The sequence below is a fragment of the Dokdonella fugitiva genome (genome assembly GCF_004342425.1).
In the GTDB taxonomy this organism is placed as follows: Bacteria; Pseudomonadota; Gammaproteobacteria; order Xanthomonadales; family Rhodanobacteraceae; genus Dokdonella_A; species Dokdonella_A fugitiva.
Window position 1 is genome coordinate 679,469 of the sequence record NZ_SLWQ01000001.1, and the last position, 17,629, is coordinate 697,097.

The window sequence follows — 17,629 nt, forward strand, 5'->3', positions numbered from 1 at the left end:
CCGTGCGACGCCTGCTCGAACCGCTCGCGGCGAACTACGGCTACGCTGCGTTCGCCGCGCTCGCCACGCTGCTGCTCGTGCCGCTGTACGTGCGCCTGCTCGGGCCCGCCTGGCCAGCGCTTGCCCTGTGCCTCACGCTGCAGGGCGTCCTGTTCCTCGCCGACGGTTTGCTCTCGCCGCTGGTCCTGCGCGACGCGGCGCGTGCGCGCGGCGCGAGCGCGTGGATGACGTATCGGCGATTCCTGCGCGCGTACGTGGCCTGCGCGGGCGTGCTCGTCCTGCTCGGGCTCGTCGCGACCACGCTGTTGCGCACGCGCGGCGGCGACGGTCTCGTGCCCGCGCTGCGCCTCGCCCTGCTCCAGTTCGGCTTGCAGTTCGCGAACGGCGCGGCGATCGCCTTCATGATCGGCCATGGGCGGCAGCGCGAGGCGAACCTGCGCCTCGTCGGTTTCGCTCTCGCCAAGCACGCAGCGGCGCTGCTCGCGCTGCTCGCGTGGCCGGTCGCGGCCGCCTACCTCGGCGCGTTCGCCGCGGTCGGCGCGATCGAATTCACCGCCAACCACGTGCGCCTGCGCCGCGCGCTCCGCACGGCGCAGGCGGCGGCCGGCGGCGCGCCCGCGGTCGACGGCGGGCGCCGCCTCGCGCTGTTCGTCGGCGGCAGCGCGCTCGGCCTCGCCGCGGCCCAGCTCGATCGCGTCGTGCTCGCCCTGAGCCAACCCGCGCCGCGCTACGGCGTCTACTACCTCGCGGGCAGCGTGCTGCTGTCGTTGCTGAGCCTGCAGGTGCCGGCGGCGCGCACCTTCCTGCCGCTGATCGCGACGGGCGAGAACGCGCGCGCGACCGCGGCGGCCATGCTCGCCGTGCTCGCCGCCACGATCGCCGCGCCGGCGATCCTCGTCGCGCTGTTCCCGCAGTCCTTGCTCGAGCTGTGGCTGCACGACGCGGCGATCGCCGCCGAGGGCGCGCCGGTGCTGCGCCTGCTCATGCTCGCGCTGGTCATGAACGCGCTGTACGCGCCGGCCGGCATGCTGCTCGTACATGCCCACCGCTACGGCACGATCGCGGCCGCCAATGCAATCATCTTCGCCGCCGAGGCCGTCGTGCTGTACATCGCGGTGCCGCGCGCGGGTATCCTCGCCGGCGCGTTCGCATGGCTCGCCTGCGGCGTGGTCCAGCTCGCCGTCGCGATCGGCGTCTGGCGCAGCCACATCGCACGCGATCGCGCATCGACACCCGGGCAGGCACTGGATTGAACCTTCCATCCGCGAACGACAGCCGCCCCGAGGCCACGCGATCGACGCGCGCCGCGGAGCGCCTGGTCCTCGCCGGCGCGGCGATCGCGATCGCCGGTTCGGCCTGGCTCGTCGATCCATTCGCCGAAGCGGCGTTCGACGCGCCCAAGCGCGCCGCCGTGCTCGGAGGCGCCGCACTCGGTGCGCTCGGGCTCGCGCGCGATGACGCCGCGCCGCACTGGCGCCGGTGGTCGCGTGGCGCACGGGCGATCGCGGCGTGCCTCCTCCTGCTGGTCGGCTGGTGGTTCGTGGCCGCGCTCGCGTCGCCGCACGCGGACGTCGCCTGGCCCGCGTTCCGTCGCAGCCTGCTGTTCCTGCTGCTGCTGCCGATCGGCGCGTCGCGCGCGCTCGACGGCCGCGGCGGGCGCCTGCTGCTGGGCCTGTTCGCGCTCGCCTGCGCCTCCAACGCGCTGCTTTCACTGGCGCAGTTCGGCGGACTCGAGCTGCCGTTCGAGGTCGCGCAGATCGGTGGACGCTTCAAGACCGGCGCCCTGCTCGGCAACGAAGGCTACGTCTCGCTCGCCTGCGCGATGCTCGGGGCCGCGGGCGCGGCGATCGCCGCCTGCGCGACGCAGCCGCGCGCGCGGGTGCTCGGCGCGGCCGCGCTCGCCGTCGCGATCGCCACGATCGCGGCGAACCGGCAGGCGACGAGTGCGGCCGCCTTGCTCGTTGCCGCGGTCGTCGTCGTCGCGTTGCGGTGCGACGCGCGGCGCTTCGTCGTGCTCGTGTTCGCGGCGCTCGCGCTCGTCGCGACCAGCGCGCTCGTGCCGCCGCTGCGCGCAGCGAGCTGGGAGCGCCTGCCGCTCGGTGTGGACGGCTACCAACGCCTGACCACGTATCGGCTCGGTGCGTGGGCGGCCGCGCTCGACATGGCGACGGCGCGGCCATGGACCGGTTACGGCCCGGGCACGTACGGCGCGGAACAGCAGGTGCATCGCTTCGACGTCGAGATCGCGACCCGCGCGCGGTTCGTGCATCCGCTCGGCGCGACGTTCGTCTACGCGCACGAGGATTGGCTGCAGCTCGCGGCCGAGGCCGGCTGGCCCGCGCTGCTGCTCGCGCTCGCCGCCGCCGGCGCGCTGCTGCACGGGTTGCTGCGGCTCGCGCGCGGCGCGGCGGACGTCGAGCGCGCGGTGCTGCTCGCCCTGCTCGCCACCGGCATGGTCGCCGCACTCGCCTGGTTCCCGATGCAGATCCCGCTGACCGCGAGCGCGCTGCTGCTCGCCACAGGTCGCGCCTGGCGCCTGCTCGCGGGCGAGGCGACGCGATGAGGCGCGCCTTCTTCGTTGCCGGGGCATCGCTCGCGCTCGCCGCCGCGCTGTGGCCGGAAGTCGCGGCCTATCGCGCCGAACGGCAGCTCGCCGACGCGAACGCGCGCCTCGCCGCAGCGCTGCGCGGCGCGGCGACGCCGGCGTCCGTGCAGGCCGCGCTCGTCGATGCGCGCGCGGCGATGGCGGCCACGCCCGGCGATCCGCGCGCGCCGCTCTCCGCGTCGATCGCGCTGCTGCTGCTGCGACGCGCCGAGGAAGCGAAGGTGGTGCTCGAGCACGCGATCGCATCGGGCGAGCGTCCCGAGCTCACGCTCAACCTCGGTCGCGCACGCGGCACGCTCGGTGACGAAGCCGGGGCGCAGGCGGCGTTCCTGCGCACGGCGTGGGCGAGCCCCGCCGCGATCGCGACCTTGCCGTCGGCGCTGCGCGCGCGCGTGCTCGAACGCGTGGGCGAGCTCGAGGCCGAACTGCGCGACGGCCGCCTCGACCGTCCGCCGCCACTCGACTAGCCTGCGGTCGCGGCGCCGGGCCGCGTCGGCGCGCCGGCCGCTTCGCGCCACACCTGCTCGAGCGCCTGCGCGGAGGCGCGCCACGAGTAGCGGCGCTCGACGAAGTCGCCGCCGTTGCGCGCGAGCGTCGTCGCGAGCTCGCGGTCGCCGAGTACGCGCAGCACCGCATCGGCGAAATCGTCCGGATCATCGGCAGCGAGCAGGTCGCGCCCGGGCACCGCGTCGATCGCCGCGGCGGCATCGCGCGTCGCGACGACCGGCGTACCGGTCGCCATCGCTTCGAGGATCTTCAGTTGCTGGCCGCTGCCCGCGCGCATCGGCGCGATCGCGACAGCGGCGCGCGCGAGATGTGGATGGACGCGCTCGACCGGCCCGATCACGCGCACGCCTTCGACGCGCGCGGCGAGGCGGTGCAGCCGCGCCGCCGGGCGCGCGCCGACCAGCCGCAGCTCCGCTGCCGGACGCGCAGCGCGGATGCGCGGCATGCGCGACGCGAACCACAGCGCGGCATCGACGTTGGGGAAATAACCGAGGTTGCCGACGAACGCGATCGCCGCGTCGTCGCGTGGCGCGGTCGAGAACGGGAACTCGGCCGGATCGACGCCGTTGTGCACGAGGCGCACGTTGCCGGGTTCGCCGAGCGCGGCGAGGTCGCGCGCGGAACTCACCGCGCCGGCGGCGATGCGCCCGCACAGGGCGCGCTCGTAGCGCGCGAGGCGGCGTGCTTCCAGTCGCGCGACGAGCCCCATCGGGCCGCGATCGTAATGGGCGCGTCGCGCCATGTTCAGCGACAGCGCATCGACGAAGTCGACGACGCACGGCACGCCATGCGGCACGGGCGCGAACGTGCCGAGGCGCGAGAGCTGCAGGTGGACGAGGTCGAATGCGGCATCGCCGCAGGCCTCGTGCAGCGCCTTGCGCAACGCCGGCGCCGCGTACAGCGCGACCTGCAACGGCAGCGCGCGGGGCAGCGCGAGTGCGGCGCGCGCGAGCATGCCGAGGCGATCGCGCGGCACGAGGATGACGCGTTCGCACAGCTCGAACACCTGCCGACGCAGGCCGGGATCGCCGCCGCGATCGTCGAACGTGAGCAAGGTGATCGCGTGCGTCGGCGCGAGGAGGCGCAACTGCTCGTAGGCGCGGCGGCGATCGCCGCTGCGCAGGTCGCCGGGAAAGCGCGAGGTCAGGAACAGGACGCGCATGGGCGCGGATTCATGCCACACTAGCGCGCCGCGAAGGCGACACGGCGCGAGTTGCGGTGCGTATCCTGATCGTTGCCACCAAGTCTCCCCATCCTGCGCGCGACGGTGGCCGGCTGGCGCTCTGGCATACGCTGTGTGGACTCGCCGACGCCGGCCACGAACTCGCGGTCGTCGCTCCCGCGGGCGAGCGCGATCATAACCGAAACACCGCGCGCGACCTCCCCTATCGCATGCACGAAGTCGCCACGCGACCGCGTGGCGCGCCGGGCGCATTGATGCACGCCATCGCGCACGGCCGCTCGCTCGGGGTCGCACGACACGCGCTCGCCGGCATGCGCGCGGCCGTCGCCGCGGAGGTCGCGCGATGGCAGCCGCAGCTCGTCCACGCCGAACAGCTGCATGCGTTCGCCAATTGCGCGGCCGCGCTCGCGCACGCGGTCCCGGTCGTGCTGCGCATGCAGAACGTCGAATCCGCCCTGCGCGAGCAACAGGCGATGCGCCACGCGCCGCGGCTGGCCTGGCGCCTCGAAGCGGCGCGCCTGCGTGCCGACGAACGCGCGGCGATCGCACGCGCAGCGCGCACGGTCACGCTGACCGAAGATGACGCGACTGCATTGCGCGCAGTGCAGCCAGCCGCGACGATCGCGCCGGTCGCACCCGCGTTTCCCGCGCACCTGCCCGCGGCGGCGGCGGTCGAAGGCGATCCCGCGATCGCGCTCGCCGGCAGCGGTGGCTGGTGGCCGAATGCGGACGGTGAACGCTGGCTGCTGCACGAGGCCTGGCCGCTCGTCGCGAAGCGGTTGCCGCATGCGGTGCTGCACTGCTTCGGCGGCGGTGCCGGCGCGCACGAGCGCGTGCGACGCCATCCCGCGCCCGCGGACTCGTGCACGGCGTTCCCGCACGGCGCGATCGCCGCGGTACCGTTGCGCGCCGGGTCGGGCATCCGCATGCGCATCCTCGAGGCGTGGGCGCGTGGGCTGCCGGTCGTCGCGACACCGGTCGCGGCGCGCGGGCTCGCCGCCGTGCACGGGCGCGAACTGCTGGTCGCCGAGTCCGCGGAAGAATTCGCCGAAGCCCTCGCGCGCATCCACGCCGACCGCGCGCTGCGTGACGCGCTCGTCGCCGCGGGCACGGCCTGCCTGCGGCGCCACCACGACATCGCGCAGCAGACGCGCGCCCTGCTCGAGGTGTACGCGGCCGCATGCGCGACGCCATGAAGCGCGTGCTGATCGTCGGCGGCAGCGGCTTCATCGGCACGCGCCTCGCCAGCCTCCTGCTCGAGCTCGGCCACGATGTCGTGATCTTCGACAAGGCGCCGAGCACGGTGCACGCCTCGCGCATCGTCCGCGGCGACGTGCGTGATGCGGCGGCGCTGCGCGCGGCGGTCGAGGGCGTCGATGCCATCGTGGCGCTCGCGGCCGAACATCGCGACGACGTGCGCCCGGCGTCGCTCTACCACGACGTCAACGTCGGTGGCGCGGCGAATCTCGTGCGCGCCGCGACGCAGGCGGGCGTGCGGCGCATCGTCTTCGTCAGCAGCGTCGCCGTCTACGGACTGGACCAGCCGCTCGCCGGCGAGAACGCGCCGCTGCGGCCCGCCGGCGACTACGGGCGCAGCAAGGTGCTCGCCGAGCGCATCCACGACGAATGGGTCGCCGGCGATCCACGGCGTTCGCTGATGACATTGCGCCCGGTGGTCGTGTTCGGCGAGGGCAATCGCGGCAACGTGTACACGCTCGCCGAGCAGCTGCGGCGCGGGCGGTTCGCGATGGTCGGATCGGGGCGCAACCGCAAGGCGATCGCCTACGTCGGCAATCTCGTCGAGTTCATCGCGCGCAACCTCGACGGCGCGCGGGGACGGATCGTGCTCAACTACGCCGACCCGCCCGATTACCGCAGCGGCGAACTCGTCGCGCGCCTGTGCGAGCTGCTGGGACGGATACCGCCGCGCCACCACCTGCCGTACCCGCTCGCGCTCGCCGCCGGCCGTGCGTTCGATGCGCTCGCATGGCTGCTCGGTCGGCCGCTGCCGTTCAGCGCGGCGCGCGTGCGCAAGTTCTGCGCGCGCACGCAGGTATCGATCGCCGCGCTCCAGGCCACCGGCTTTGCACGCCCATTCACCCTCGACGAAGGACTCGCGCGGATGGTGGACGCGATGCGACGGCAGGCCGCTCAGCGCTGAACCGGCGCCTCGTCGACGTGCCAGGCGTCGATGCCGCCGCCGGCGGTGCAGTCACGGCGGAACATCATCGCGTTCGGTTCGCCGGCGAACGCGGCGACGATTTCGTCGCGCCCGTCGCCGTCGAGGTCGCGCAGGTGCAGTGCATGCCCGCTGCAGCCGGCGCGCCACGACGGCGCCGGCTGTTCGCGGTCGCGCGTGTAGGAGCCCTTGCCGTCCGCGGCGAACAGCAGCAGCGCGCCGTCGCTGCGCAGCGCGGCGAGATCGAACGCGCGCGCGGAGGCGAGATGACCATATGCGAGCGCGCCGATCGTGAGCGTCAGCTCGACCAGCAGCGGCTCGCGCACGTAGCCCTCGCCCTGGCGGCGGAACAGGTCGACTGCCGTCTGCCAGCCCTTCCTGGTGCGGCTCTGGTAGGCGATCGCGAGCACCGGCTTGCCGTCGCCGGCGTCGGCCGCCGCGCCCACGCGGAGCAGCGCGCCGGCAGGCACGCCGTCGAGCACGCGCGCGACGACGCGGCCGGCAGCGAACTCGTAGGCCGCGAGCCGGCCGTCGGCGGCGTCGCCGATGACGATCGCACGGTCGCCGCGGCCGCCGGCGATGCGCGCGAGCGAGAGATTGCCGCGCGGCAGCTTCGCCTGCGGCAGCGCCGCGTGTTTCCATGCGCCGCGGCCACCGACGAAGATCGCGACGCTGCCGTAAGGATGCGCACGGCCGAGCAGGCGTTCGTCTAGCGCGATGAGGTCGGGCCTGCGGTCGCCGTTCCAGTCGAGTGTGCCAAGCTGGTGGCTCGAATACGTCGCCGGGGTCCTCGAGCCGGGCGCACCGAGCGGCAGGCCACCATCGCGACGGACGAAGCCGCCCTTGCCGTCGCCGCCGAGCACGGCGAGTCCGCGCAGGTGCATCGCGAACGCGAGGTCGACGTGGCCGTCGGCGTCGAAGTCGGCGGCGACGGCCGCACCGTAGTCGTACGGCAACGCGGGCCACTGCGACGCGGTCCAGCGCGTCCATTCGCCCTGGCCGTCGCCGCGCAGGATGACCGGTTTGGACAAGCTCTTGCGCGGCGGCGCGAACGCGAGATCGAGATGGCCGTCGCCATCGACGTCGGCAAGCGCGAACTCGCCGCGCCACTGGCCCGCGTGCGGCAGGCCGCGGCCGAAGTCGCGCAAGGCGTAGCGGTTCGTGCGCGGCAGGTCCACCGGCGCCGGCGCCGGCATCGCCGGTGCGACCGGCTTCTGCTCGACCGGGAGGTACTGCTTGACGTAGAAGTAGTCGGCGTCCTCCCGCGCGACCTCGTAGCGCGCGAACGGGAAGTAGCGCACCGTGTGCGCGCCGATCCGTTCGTACTTCGCGCCGGCCTTGGCGACGCGCTCGATGCGGTAGGCTCGCCCGTCCGCGTCGTGCCGGATCGCGTCCGCCTGCGCCGAACGCGTGGACGGTGACTCCGGCTCGGCGGCGGCGTGCACGGTCGCGCCGGCGATACCGAGCACCAGCAGCGCGACGCCGCGCGGCCACGCGCGCGAACCGGGCACGCGGCCGTGTCCGCGCCGATCATCCATCGATGACGGCTCAGCGCGAGGTGCGCGGGCGCCGCAATGCGCCGAATGCGGCGAACGCGAGCAGCGCGGCGATCGCCGCGAGCGCCTGCCACGACAGCGGCGCGGGCAGCGCCGGCGTCGCCACCGGCGGTGGTGCGCACGTGACGTCGACGCTCCAGTCGTCGAGCGCGCCGTCGCCGTTGTTGGCGGCGTCCGTGACCGTGAGCGTCCACGTGCCTTCGGGAGAGGACGCGAGGAGCGGCGCGAGCGGCGTGACCGGCCCGACCGTTCCGCCGACGGATGCGATCAATGACGTGCAGATCGGCGGCGGGCCGCCGTCGGTGAAGGCCGCGGACACGTCGCTGCCGCGGCATGCGCCGGAAACGCCCTGTACGTTCGACAGCAGGGTCGCGGTCTCGCCACCCGGACTCTCCAGGGTGATCGTGAGGTCGCCGACGGCGCTGTGCGTGATGCCGACGCTGACGTCGAGCAACGGCTGCGAGAGCGGGCACGACACCGCCGGAACCTCGATCGTCGAGACGAGCGGGTCCTGCGGGGCGTCGGGGATGCGCGCGGGGCAGTTGGTGCCGCCGGAGGCGACACAGGCGGTCGGTGCGGCGGCGGCCTGCCCGGCCACGGCGAGGAGGAGCGATCCGATCCAGAGAGTGCTGCGCTTCATGTCGTCACCCGTCCGGATGTCAGAATTGGATGTCACGCCCGACGCCGATGGACGGCGGAGGCACGTTCGCGCACATCGGCGGCGACGGATTGGCACCCGTGCATTGCGCTTGCGGCGCCGTCATCAGCAAGGCTCCCGGGAACGTCATCGCGTCGTACGCCCCCAGGCGCAGGATGCGCGAGGAGACGTAACCCTGGCGCACGGTGCCGTCGGCGAGGCCGAGGTCGAAACGCACGATGCCGAACGTGTACGGCGACAGCGACGCGCCGTCGACGAGCTGGGTCGCGTACGGAATGAGGTTGTTCGAGGCGAACGTCACGTTCTCCTCTTCGTCGAACGCGGCCACTTCGCGCGTGGTCAGCGGGAACGGCGCCGGCAACGCGCCACCGCAGGCGAACGGCGACACGGCCTGGCCCGGGTCGCGCCATACGACGAATTGCGTCTCGTAGGCATAGGCGGAGCCCTCCATGTTGCGTGAGGTCCACACCGTGCCGAGCGCCTCGCGCCCGTCGATCGCGGTATTGCCGTTGAAGCGGCCGTAGAACGTCTGGATGCCGGGCGTCGACACGACCGGATCGTTGTACCAGGCTTCGACCGGGACGAGGTTCTCGGTCAGCACGGTCCGCCGCTGCATGCGGTCGATCGTCGTCGCGGTGCCGTACAGCACGTTCTGGTAGGTCACGTCGCCGGCGAAGTTCGGGGCGAAGTAGCCCGGGTCGGACGGGTAGCGCATCGTGCAGTTGTTGACGGTATCGATCGTCATGTAACCGCGCGCGATGTTGTCGCCGTGCGCGACGGCACCGCATTGGCCGCTCCACAGCGTCGACGCCTGGCCCGTATGCGCGGCGCGGATCGCCTCGAGCGTGCCTGCGTCCCAGGTCGTGTTGGCCGGCAGGCCGCCCGGCGTGGTCGGAGGCAGGCCCGGCGGCGGCAGGATGCCCGAGCAGCTGGCGAAATTGATGTCCTGCGACAGCGGCCCCCTCGGCGAGATGCGGTCGGTGGGATCCTGCCCGGCGGACGCCGTCTGCGGCACGATGCCCTTGAACAGCAGGCGCATGTCGATGTCGACCGAATCGTAGCCGGTGAGGTAGGTGTCGAACTGCAGCGTCGGGATGCCGAGATCGGTGTACAGCGTCGCATGCAGCAGCATCGCGGTCGCGCTCGCGTTGCTGACGCGCACGGTCGTCTGCGGGCCGTTGGGATTGGCGAGGTCGGTCTCGAAGTACGGCAGCAGCAACGTGGCGGCCGGCGCGGAGTCGACCGTGCCGACCACGGCCTGCGCGGACGGCGACCACCAGCAGGCCGCGGCCACGAAACAGGCGGCGAGCCAGCGCGAGTGTGCGATCAGAGCGGATTTCGACATGTCCTTCCCCTTGCCGCGCGGCACGGTCGATTTCAGTTGTGCGGTACGTAGTGCTGCGCGTCGAGCGCGCTGTCGAGCGGTACCGCGCGATGGCCCGGAGTCATCGGCATCTCGCCGAGGCTCGGGCGCATCACGCCGATGTAGCCCTGCGCGGCGGCAGGATCGGCCGGCGGATTGCCACCCGCGGCCGGCACGCTCGCATTGAGGTTGGCGAAGAACTGGCCGAGCTTGCTGCCGACCGTGCCGAGCACGGAGGCGGGTACGAGCTGCGCCGCGTTCGCGAGCGGCGTGCCGGCGCCCGGGCTGCCGTAGGACGAGTCCGGCCCGAACGTCGCGAAACCTTCCTGTCCGAGCGGGTAGTAACCCGGCGCCGTGCCGCAGGCGTGCGGCTGTCCGTCGGTCTTGGTGTCGCGCCAGACGATCAGCGAGGAGGTATCGAGCTCGCCCTGCGCCATCCACGTCGTCGGCAGCGGCTCGCGGCGATCGGCGGCGTTCCAGCCGTTGTAGCGCCCGTAGAACGTGTAATTGCCCGGCGTCGTGACGGAGGGATCGTTCGTGTACGCCGCCTCGATCGACAGCGCATTGTCCACGAACCACTCGTGCGTGTCCGGGTTGGCGATCACGAACGAACCGAGCAGCGAGTTCTGCGAGGTGAGGGTATTGAGCGGGGAGTCGAGATAGCCGGCATCACCGGGCTTGAGGTCGCTGCAGCGGTTGACGAGGTCCATCGTCACGTAGCCGCGCGCGTGACCGTCACCGACGTTGCGGCCCCAGCACATGCCGGCGGCGACACCGCTGGTCGGCGCGCCCGTGAGCGCCTTGCGCAGGTCGGCCGGGGTCATTCCGGCCGGCGCGGGGATCGTTCCGGGCGCGTACGGCAGGAAGGTGCTGCAGCTCGCGAAGTTGATGTCCTGCGAGAACGGACCCTGCGGGCTGATCGTGTCGGTGGGATCCTGGCCGTCCGATCCGGTCAGCGGCAGGGAGCCGTCGAGCACGTCGCGCATGCTGAAGCTCATGATGTCGTAGCCGGTCAGGTAGATGTCGAAGATCGCGCTCGCGACGCCCTCGTCGGACCAGACGATCGTGTGCGCGAGCATCGCCGTCGCACTCGCGTTCTGCACCGTGAGCACGGTGTCGCGCCCGGTCGGGTGGTCGAGATCGACCTCGAAATACGGGAACAGCAGGCTCGAGCCCGGCGTGTCGTCGAGCGCGCCGATCGCGGCATGCGATGTCTGCGGCAGGAAGAACGCGGCGAACAGCGCGAACAGCGCGACGACGAAGCCGTGACGGAACGACGACATGATTCCTCCTGTTCGCGGGCCCGGCGACCCGCGTCTTCCGCGTTCGCGTCCGGTCGGACGTGCGGAACCCCGGCGTGGAAGTCTGTCGGTCGCGCGCGCGGATGTCAACGCGAGATGGACGAGTGGAAAGCGCTACGCATGCATCGTGAACGCACACGAATCATGATTGCGCCGGATCCTGCGCGCGGCGACGCCGTCGCGTCGCCGCAAGCGGAGTTTCCCTCACGCGACGGCGCGCGATCCGACCGGGTTGCGCCACGCCGCGAGCAGGTCGTCCTGGCGCTTCATCGCCGCCGCGTGGTTGCGCTCCTTGACGTGGCCATAGCCACGGATCTGCGCGGGTATCGACGCGATGTCGACCGCGAGCGCGAGGTTGTCCGGCGCGAGGCCGGCGAGCAGTTCATCCACGGTCCTGCCGTAGTCCTCGATCAGGCGCCGCTCCATGCGCCGCTCGGCGGTGTAGCCGAAGACGTCCAACACGCTGCCGCGCAAGCCGCGTAGCTTCGCCAGCAGCCTGAACGCGGAGAACACCCACGGGCCGTACTCGGCCTTGCGCAGCCTGCCCTCGGCGTCCTTCCTCGCGAACAGCGGCGGCGCGAGGTTGAAGTGCAGCTTGTAGTCGCCGTCGAAGGTGTCCTTGATGCGCCGCTCGAACTCGCCGCTCGTGTACAGCCGCGCGACTTCGTACTCGTCCTTGTACGCCATGAGCTTGAATGCGTTGCGCGCCACCGCTTCGGTCAGCTTCGCCGAGCCCGGCGCCTTCGCCTGTTCGGCTGCGCGCACCTTGTCGACGAGTGCCTTGTAGCGCGCGGCATAGGCGGCGTTCTGGTAGTCGACGAGGAACTTCACGCGCCGCGCGACCTGCTCCTCGAGGCTCGTGCTCAGGGCCGCGTCGTCGAGCGGGTCGGCGGCGGCGGCGCGTACCGGCAGCGCGAGCGGGATCGCACCCGAGGTGCGGTGCGGCGCGATGCCGGCCGCCTCGCGCACGCTGGCGAGGTCGTGCGCGGCCATGCGTCCCCACGCGAACGCGGACTTGTTCATTTCGATCGCCGCGCCGTTGAGCTCGATCGCACGCATCAGCGCGTCGTGCGACAACGGCACCCAGCCCTTCTGCCAGGCGTAGCCGAGCATGAAGAGGTTGGCCGCGATCGTGTCGCCGAGCAACGCGGTCGCGAGTTCGGTCGCATCGACGACCTCGGGCGACTCGCCGCCGAGCGCGGTGCGCACCGCGTCGATGATCGCCTGTGCCGGGAACTGCATGTCCGGCTTCGTCGTGAACGTGCCCGGCATCGCCTCGTAGCTGTTCAGCACGACGCGCGCGCGGCCGGCGCGGATCTTCGACAGCGCCCAGTAGTCGTTGACGACGACCATGTCGCAGCCGAGCACGAGGTCGGCTTCGCCCGCGGCGATGCGTACCGCATGGATGTCGGCCGGCGTCTTCGCGATGCGCAGGTGGCAGGTCACCGCGCCGCCCTTCTGCGCGAGGCCGGTCTGGTCGAGCACGGTGCCGCCCTTGCCTTCGAGGTGCGCGGCCATGCCGATCAGCGCGCCGATCGTGACGACGCCGGTGCCGCCGATGCCGGTGACGAGGATGTTCCACGGCTGCGCGAGGTCGGTCGCGAACGCCGGCATGGGCAGGTTGGAGAAATCGACTGCGCCCTTGCCCTTCTTCTTCTTCAGGCCGCCGCCGACGACCGAGACGAAGCTCGGGCAGAAACCCTTCACGCAGGAGAAATCCTTGTTGCAGTTGCTCTGGTCGATCTCGCGCTTGCGCCCGTACTCGGTCTCCTTCGGCAGCACCGACACGCAGAACGATTTCTCGCCGCAGTCACCGCAACCTTCGCAGACGAGCGAGTTGATGAAGATGCGCTTGGCGGGATCGACCATCCTGCCGCGCTTGCGGCGGCGGCGCTTCTCGGTCGCGCAGGTCTGGTCGTAGATGAGCACCGACACGCCCGGCACGTCGCGCAGGCGCTTCTGCACCGCATCGAGTTCGTCGCGGTGGATGAACTCGACGCCGGCGGGGAAGATCTCCGGGCGGCTCCACTTGGCGATGTCGTCGGACATCACGATGATCGTCTGCACGCCCTCGCTGCGCACCTGGTGCGCGATGTCGGGCACGGTGAGCGTGCCATCGACCGGCTGGCCGCCGGTCATCGCGACCGCGTCGTTGTAGAGGATCTTGTAGGTGATGTTGACCTTCGCCGCGATCGCCTGGCGGATCGCGAGCGAGCCCGAATGGAAGTACGTGCCATCACCGAGGTTCTGGAACACGTGCTTCGTCTCGGTGAATGGCGCCTGGCCGCACCAGGTGACGCCCTCGCCACCCATCTGCGTGAACGTGTCGGTGCGGCGGTCCATCCAGGTGACCATGTAGTGGCAGCCGATGCCGGCGAGCGCGCGCGAGCCTTCCGGCACCGCCGTCGAGGTGTTGTGCGGGCAGCCCGAGCAGTAGTGCGCGGCGCGCGGGAAGTTCGCGCGCGGCAGGGTGAGCTCCTTCTCCTTCGCCTCGATCCACGCCACGCGCGAGGTCATCGCCTCGCTGGTGAAGAAGCGCGACAGGCGTTTGGCGATCACCAGCGCGATCATCGCCGGCGTCAGTTCGTTGGTCGACGGCAGGATCCAGTTCCCTTCCTCGTCGTACTTGCCGACGATGTGCGGGCGCGCGTCCCAGTTGAACATGTATTCCTTCATCTGCGACTCGATGAAGGAGCGCTTCTCCTCGACGACGATGACGTCCTCCAGGCCGCGCGCGAAATCGCGGATGCCGACCGGCTCCAGCGGCCAGGTCATGCCGACCTTGTAGACGCGGATGCCGACGTCGCGTGCCATTTCGGCGCTGATGCCGAGGTACTCGAGCGCCTGCAGCACGTCGAGGTAGCTCTTGCCGGTGGTCACGATGCCGAGGCGCGCCTTCGGCGAATCGAGCACGACCTTGTCGATGCGGTTCGCGCGCGCGAACGCCTGCGAGGCCTGCACCGCGTACTGGTGCAGGCGCATCTCCTGGTTCAGCGGCGGATCCGGCCAGCGGATGTTGAGACCGCCCGGCGGCAGCGCGAAGTCTTCCGGCAGCACGATGTCGAGCTGGTGCGGGTTGACGTTGACCGAGGCCGACGACTCGACCGTCTCGGCGATCGTCTTGAAACCGACCCAGCGGCCGGTGAAGCGCGACATCGCCCAGCCGAGCAGGCCCATGTCGAGGATGTCCTGCACGCCGGCCGGGTTCAGCACCGGCATCATCGCGCTGACGAACTCGAGCTCGGAGCCGTGCGGCAGCGTCGACGAACGGCAGGCGTGGTCGTCGGCCGCGAGCGCGAGCACGCCGCCGAACTTCGAGGTGCCGGCCGCGTTGCCGTGCTTGAACACGTCGCCGCAGCGGTCGACGCCCGGACCCTTGCCGTACCACATCGCGAACACGCCATCGTACTTGGCGCCGGGGAACAGGTTCGCCTGCTGCGTGCCCCACACCATCGTCGCGCCGAGGTCCTCGTTGAGGCCGGGCGTGAACTCGATGTTCGACGCGGCGAGATGCTTCTTCGCCTTCCACAGCTCCAGGTCGAAGCCGCCGAGCGGCGAGCCGCGATAGCCGGAGATGAAGCCGGCCGTGTTCTGCCCCGCGGCGCGGTCGCGCATCTGCTGCATCAGCGGCAGGCGCACCAGCGCCTGCACGCCGGAAAGATAGATGCGGCCTTCGGTGCGCGTGTACTTGTGCTCGAGCGTGTACTCGCGATCGAGCACCGGCGCGATCTGCGTGGCGGGAACGGACATGGCGGCTACCGGCGAAAGGGGGCTGGACAAGAGCGGGATTGTAGCATCCGCCCGTGACCGGGCGCCCGCCGCGCCGGCGCACGCAGTTGATCCAGATCACCGGGCGGCTTAGCCCGCGGCTGCACACTGCGCGCGGATTCCCTCCGCTCATCCGCACATGGCGACCGAACTCTTCCGCAACGACCACCACCTCTGCATCGCATTCACCGACCTCGTCCGCGGCGACGACGGCGTCCAGGCCAACCAGTTCCTCGTCGTCGACCACGGCCAGTCGGCGTTGATCGACCCCGGCGGCGCCCTGCTCTACACGCCGCTCAACATGGCGCTCACGCAATACGTGCAGCCGCGCGAGCTGAGCTGGATCCTCGCCTCTCACCAGGACCCCGACATCATCGGGTCAGTCGACAGCTGGATGCTCTACACGCCGGCGCGCGTGGTCTGCTCGCGCCTTTGGGGCCGCTTCATCCCGCACAACGTACCGCACTACCAGAAGAACGCGGGCAGCGACCGCTACCACCTGCTGCCCGACGAAGGTGGCGAAATCCCGCTCGGCGCGACATCGTTGCACGCGGTGCCGGCGCATTTCCTGCACAGCGTCGGCAACTTCCAGTTCTACGACCCGGTCAGCCGCATCCTGTTCAGCGGCGACCTCGGCGCCTCGATGGTGGAGGCCGGGACGCCGTACGCGCCGGTCACCGACTTCGATGCGCACGTGCCGCGCATGGCCGGGTTCCATCGGCGCTACATGGCGTCGAACCGCGCCTGCCGCTGGTGGGCGCGCCGCGCACGCCGGCTGGCCATCGACATGATCGTGCCGCAGCACGGCCTGCCGATCCGCGGCCGCGAGAGCATCGCGCGATTCATCGACTGGGTCGAAGGCCTCGCCTGCGGCGTCGACCTGCTCGAAGAAGCCGAAGCGCTGCTCTGATCGGCCCGCCTGCCGGCAGGCCGAGCGGATCATCGCTGCGCGACGCGCCGGCGAAAGGGGCTGGACAAGAGCGGGATTGTAGCATCCGCTGCGCGCCGACCCGCGTCTACCGCCACTGCCGCGAAGCGGCTCCGACTGATCGGCCGGAGCAGCTCCGGCGCTTCAGCACGACGTCGGATGGTTGCCGGTCTTCACCGTCGTGCACGGCGCGCGCGCGGTCACCTGGGCGCTCGTGACGAGCGTGTGCCCTGGCATCTCGTAGATGTCGGCACGCACCTGCACCTTGGTGAAGCCGTTGGAGTTCGACTGCAACGCCAGATCGCAGAATGTCGACTGTGCGGTGCAGCCGGAACCGATTTGCGGCGCGGCGCCGGCAACCGACGTGATCGACCATTCGACCTGGTACGACGGTGGCATGGCGGCGTTGAGGACGAACATCGCGTCGAAGTTGAATGCCGGCGTGTTCGTGACGCAGCTCCCATTCGATTGCGTGGTGCCGCCCGGCGAGATCGAGCAGCTGAGCGTATTCATGACGACGACCGGTGGCAGGCTCGCGGCCCGAGTCGGCAAGCCGAACAACGAACCTGCCGCAGCGATCGACAGCATGGTGATGGCGAGTGTTTTCAAGGTGCTCTCCTGTGGTTGCCGGCGCGTGCCGGCGAAGTGAATCCAGGCTGCCGCGTCCCTGCGACGCATGGGCAAAGCCCGTGAAGTTCGCTGGCACGTCGCGGCGGCGAAGGCTCAAAGGATGTGTACGCAATGGAGGCCGTTGACCGGATCCTGGGTGCATGCCCAGATCACGCCCGGGCTCACCGGGATTCCGTAGCCGAGCTGCTGCATCCAGTGCACCCAGTCGAGGTAATCGCTCGGATTGCCGGAACCGCTGAAATCGAAGTTCGTCGGGGCCGAGGTACGGCGCGACAGCACGACGTTGTTGTGCGAGTCGCGCCCCGAGTTTTCGACTACCTTGAAATCCGGATTGGTGGTCGAGTAGTCGACATCGACGTCGATCTTGCTGCCGTCCGTGAACGTCACGGTGACTCGGATGGATGGCATCTTCGACGCATCCCCGATCGTGAAGAAGCTCAGCATCTGTTCGATCCGGATCGGGATCTGATTCATGATCATGCCAACGTTGTTGGAAACCCAGTCGAGCATGTTGTTCTGCGCAGGCCCCACCACCACGACGTCGTAGACGTTGATTGGCGTCACCGGATAGGTAACCTGGAGGCTCTTGTGCCAGCCGACCGGCGCATGGTCGTAGAAATCGAGCAATGCGTCCTCGAGGTCGTTGTACGAAGGATCGAGGGTGGTGAGGTGTGGTGACTTGACCTGCCTTGGCGGGTTGTAGGAATCGTCGAGGAGCAGATCCACGAAGTAGGCGGAAAAGCTGTTCGCGGTGTTGTCACCGATGTACACCGTCTCGCCGATCGGGCGTGTGCCGGCCATGCTCCGCTTCTGTGGCGCCGTGCAGCCGTCGCACCACATGAGGGTCGGTTTGATCGTGGCAGCTTGCGCGGCTGTACCGCCGAGAAGCAGGAAGAGCGCGGGAAACCAGTATTTCATTGGCACTCCGTGAATGAGGGGTGGATGAGGAGA

The 17,629-nt window shown here is 70.8% G+C and carries 14 protein-coding genes; 6 read left to right on the forward strand and 8 right to left on the reverse strand.

Going from position 1 to position 17,629, the window contains the following annotated elements; genetic code table 11:
- Positions 1 to 2: 2 nt before the first annotated feature.
- From EV148_RS02925 to EV148_RS02935, 3 genes are read left to right on the forward strand one after another with little or no spacing between them, the layout of a single operon-like run.
- Complete coding sequence (locus EV148_RS02925; RefSeq protein WP_131993184.1) at positions 3 to 1,253, forward strand: polysaccharide biosynthesis protein; 1,251 nt, start codon at positions 3 to 5, stop codon at positions 1,251 to 1,253.
- Positions 1,250 to 2,563 (forward strand): O-antigen ligase family protein, encoded by a 1,314-nt coding sequence (locus tag EV148_RS02930; RefSeq protein WP_158287284.1) that lies wholly within the window; start codon positions 1,250 to 1,252, stop codon positions 2,561 to 2,563. Before EV148_RS02925 ends, EV148_RS02930 begins: the two co-directional genes overlap by 4 nt.
- Entirely contained in the window at positions 2,560 to 3,072 is a 513-nt protein-coding gene (locus tag EV148_RS02935; RefSeq protein ID WP_131993190.1) for a hypothetical protein, read from the forward strand. Before EV148_RS02930 ends, EV148_RS02935 begins: the two co-directional genes overlap by 4 nt.
- Here EV148_RS02935 and EV148_RS02940 read toward each other — a convergent pair.
- Entirely contained in the window at positions 3,069 to 4,274 is a 1,206-nt protein-coding gene (locus EV148_RS02940; RefSeq protein WP_131993193.1) for a glycosyltransferase family 4 protein, read from the reverse strand. The two genes, EV148_RS02935 and EV148_RS02940, sit on opposite strands and share 4 nt — an antisense overlap.
- Positions 4,275 to 4,330: 56 nt before the next feature.
- Between EV148_RS02940 and EV148_RS02945 the strand changes: the two genes are divergently transcribed.
- Complete coding sequence (locus tag EV148_RS02945) at positions 4,331 to 5,491, forward strand: glycosyltransferase (protein ID WP_131993197.1); 1,161 nt, start codon at positions 4,331 to 4,333, stop codon at positions 5,489 to 5,491.
- Complete coding sequence (locus EV148_RS02950) at positions 5,476 to 6,456, forward strand: NAD-dependent epimerase/dehydratase family protein (RefSeq protein ID WP_131993200.1); 981 nt, start codon at positions 5,476 to 5,478, stop codon at positions 6,454 to 6,456. The genes EV148_RS02945 and EV148_RS02950 overlap by 16 nt, the downstream gene beginning before the upstream one ends.
- On the opposite strand, the gene EV148_RS02955 is transcribed toward EV148_RS02950, so the two are convergent.
- The 5 genes from EV148_RS02955 to EV148_RS02975 form a co-directional block, all read right to left on the reverse strand.
- Positions 6,447 to 7,985, reverse strand: coding sequence for an FG-GAP-like repeat-containing protein (locus EV148_RS02955; protein WP_158287285.1), 1,539 nt, complete (start codon positions 7,983 to 7,985; stop codon positions 6,447 to 6,449). The two genes, EV148_RS02950 and EV148_RS02955, sit on opposite strands and share 10 nt — an antisense overlap.
- A 37-nt stretch (positions 7,986 to 8,022) precedes the next feature.
- The gene (locus tag EV148_RS02960) at positions 8,023 to 8,670 is read right to left on the reverse strand and encodes a proprotein convertase P-domain-containing protein (protein WP_131993206.1); all 648 of its coding nucleotides are present in this window, start codon (positions 8,668 to 8,670) and stop codon (positions 8,023 to 8,025) included.
- 19 nt (positions 8,671 to 8,689) lie between these two features.
- The gene (locus tag EV148_RS02965) at positions 8,690 to 10,033 is read right to left on the reverse strand and encodes a hypothetical protein (protein ID WP_131993209.1); all 1,344 of its coding nucleotides are present in this window, start codon (positions 10,031 to 10,033) and stop codon (positions 8,690 to 8,692) included.
- 32 nt (positions 10,034 to 10,065) lie between these two features.
- Positions 10,066 to 11,334, reverse strand: coding sequence for a hypothetical protein (locus tag EV148_RS02970; protein WP_131993212.1), 1,269 nt, complete (start codon positions 11,332 to 11,334; stop codon positions 10,066 to 10,068).
- A gap of 222 nt (positions 11,335 to 11,556) precedes the next feature.
- Complete coding sequence (locus EV148_RS02975; protein ID WP_131993215.1) at positions 11,557 to 15,102, reverse strand: indolepyruvate ferredoxin oxidoreductase family protein; 3,546 nt, start codon at positions 15,100 to 15,102, stop codon at positions 11,557 to 11,559.
- 157 nt (positions 15,103 to 15,259) lie between these two features.
- Here EV148_RS02975 and EV148_RS02980 point away from each other — a divergent pair, with 157 nt between their 5' ends.
- A complete protein-coding gene (locus EV148_RS02980; RefSeq protein WP_131993218.1) occupies positions 15,260 to 16,030 on the forward strand; it encodes an oxygen-binding di-iron domain-containing protein in 771 nt (256 codons plus the stop codon).
- A 162-nt stretch (positions 16,031 to 16,192) separates the two neighbouring features.
- Here EV148_RS02980 and EV148_RS02985 read toward each other — a convergent pair whose 3' ends face one another.
- Together EV148_RS02985 and EV148_RS02990 are read right to left on the reverse strand one after the other, a co-directional pair.
- Positions 16,193 to 16,657: a hypothetical protein gene (locus EV148_RS02985; RefSeq protein ID WP_131993221.1), complete on the reverse strand. Its 465-nt coding sequence runs from the start codon at positions 16,655 to 16,657 to the stop codon at positions 16,193 to 16,195.
- Between the two features lie 114 nt (positions 16,658 to 16,771).
- Complete coding sequence (locus tag EV148_RS02990; protein ID WP_131993224.1) at positions 16,772 to 17,596, reverse strand: hypothetical protein; 825 nt, start codon at positions 17,594 to 17,596, stop codon at positions 16,772 to 16,774.
- Positions 17,597 to 17,629: the final 33 nt, after the last annotated feature.

Coding starts and splice junctions, on each gene's coding strand:
- EV148_RS02960 (WP_131993206.1), bottom strand. CDS start 8,670: ATGAAGCGCAGCACTCTCTGGATCGGATCGCTCCTCCTCGCCGTGGCC.
- EV148_RS02950 (WP_131993200.1), top strand. CDS start 5,476: ATGCGCGACGCCATGAAGCGCGTGCTGATCGTCGGCGGCAGCGGCTTC.
- EV148_RS02970 (WP_131993212.1), bottom strand. CDS start 11,334: ATGTCGTCGTTCCGTCACGGCTTCGTCGTCGCGCTGTTCGCGCTGTTC.
- EV148_RS02965 (WP_131993209.1), bottom strand. CDS start 10,033: ATGTCGAAATCCGCTCTGATCGCACACTCGCGCTGGCTCGCCGCCTGT.
- EV148_RS02980 (WP_131993218.1), top strand. CDS start 15,260: ATGGCGACCGAACTCTTCCGCAACGACCACCACCTCTGCATCGCATTC.
- EV148_RS02975 (WP_131993215.1), bottom strand. CDS start 15,102: ATGTCCGTTCCCGCCACGCAGATCGCGCCGGTGCTCGATCGCGAGTAC.
- EV148_RS02935 (WP_131993190.1), top strand. CDS start 2,560: ATGAGGCGCGCCTTCTTCGTTGCCGGGGCATCGCTCGCGCTCGCCGCC.
- EV148_RS02940 (WP_131993193.1), bottom strand. CDS start 4,274: ATGCGCGTCCTGTTCCTGACCTCGCGCTTTCCCGGCGACCTGCGCAGC.
- EV148_RS02990 (WP_131993224.1), bottom strand. CDS start 17,596: ATGAAATACTGGTTTCCCGCGCTCTTCCTGCTTCTCGGCGGTACAGCC.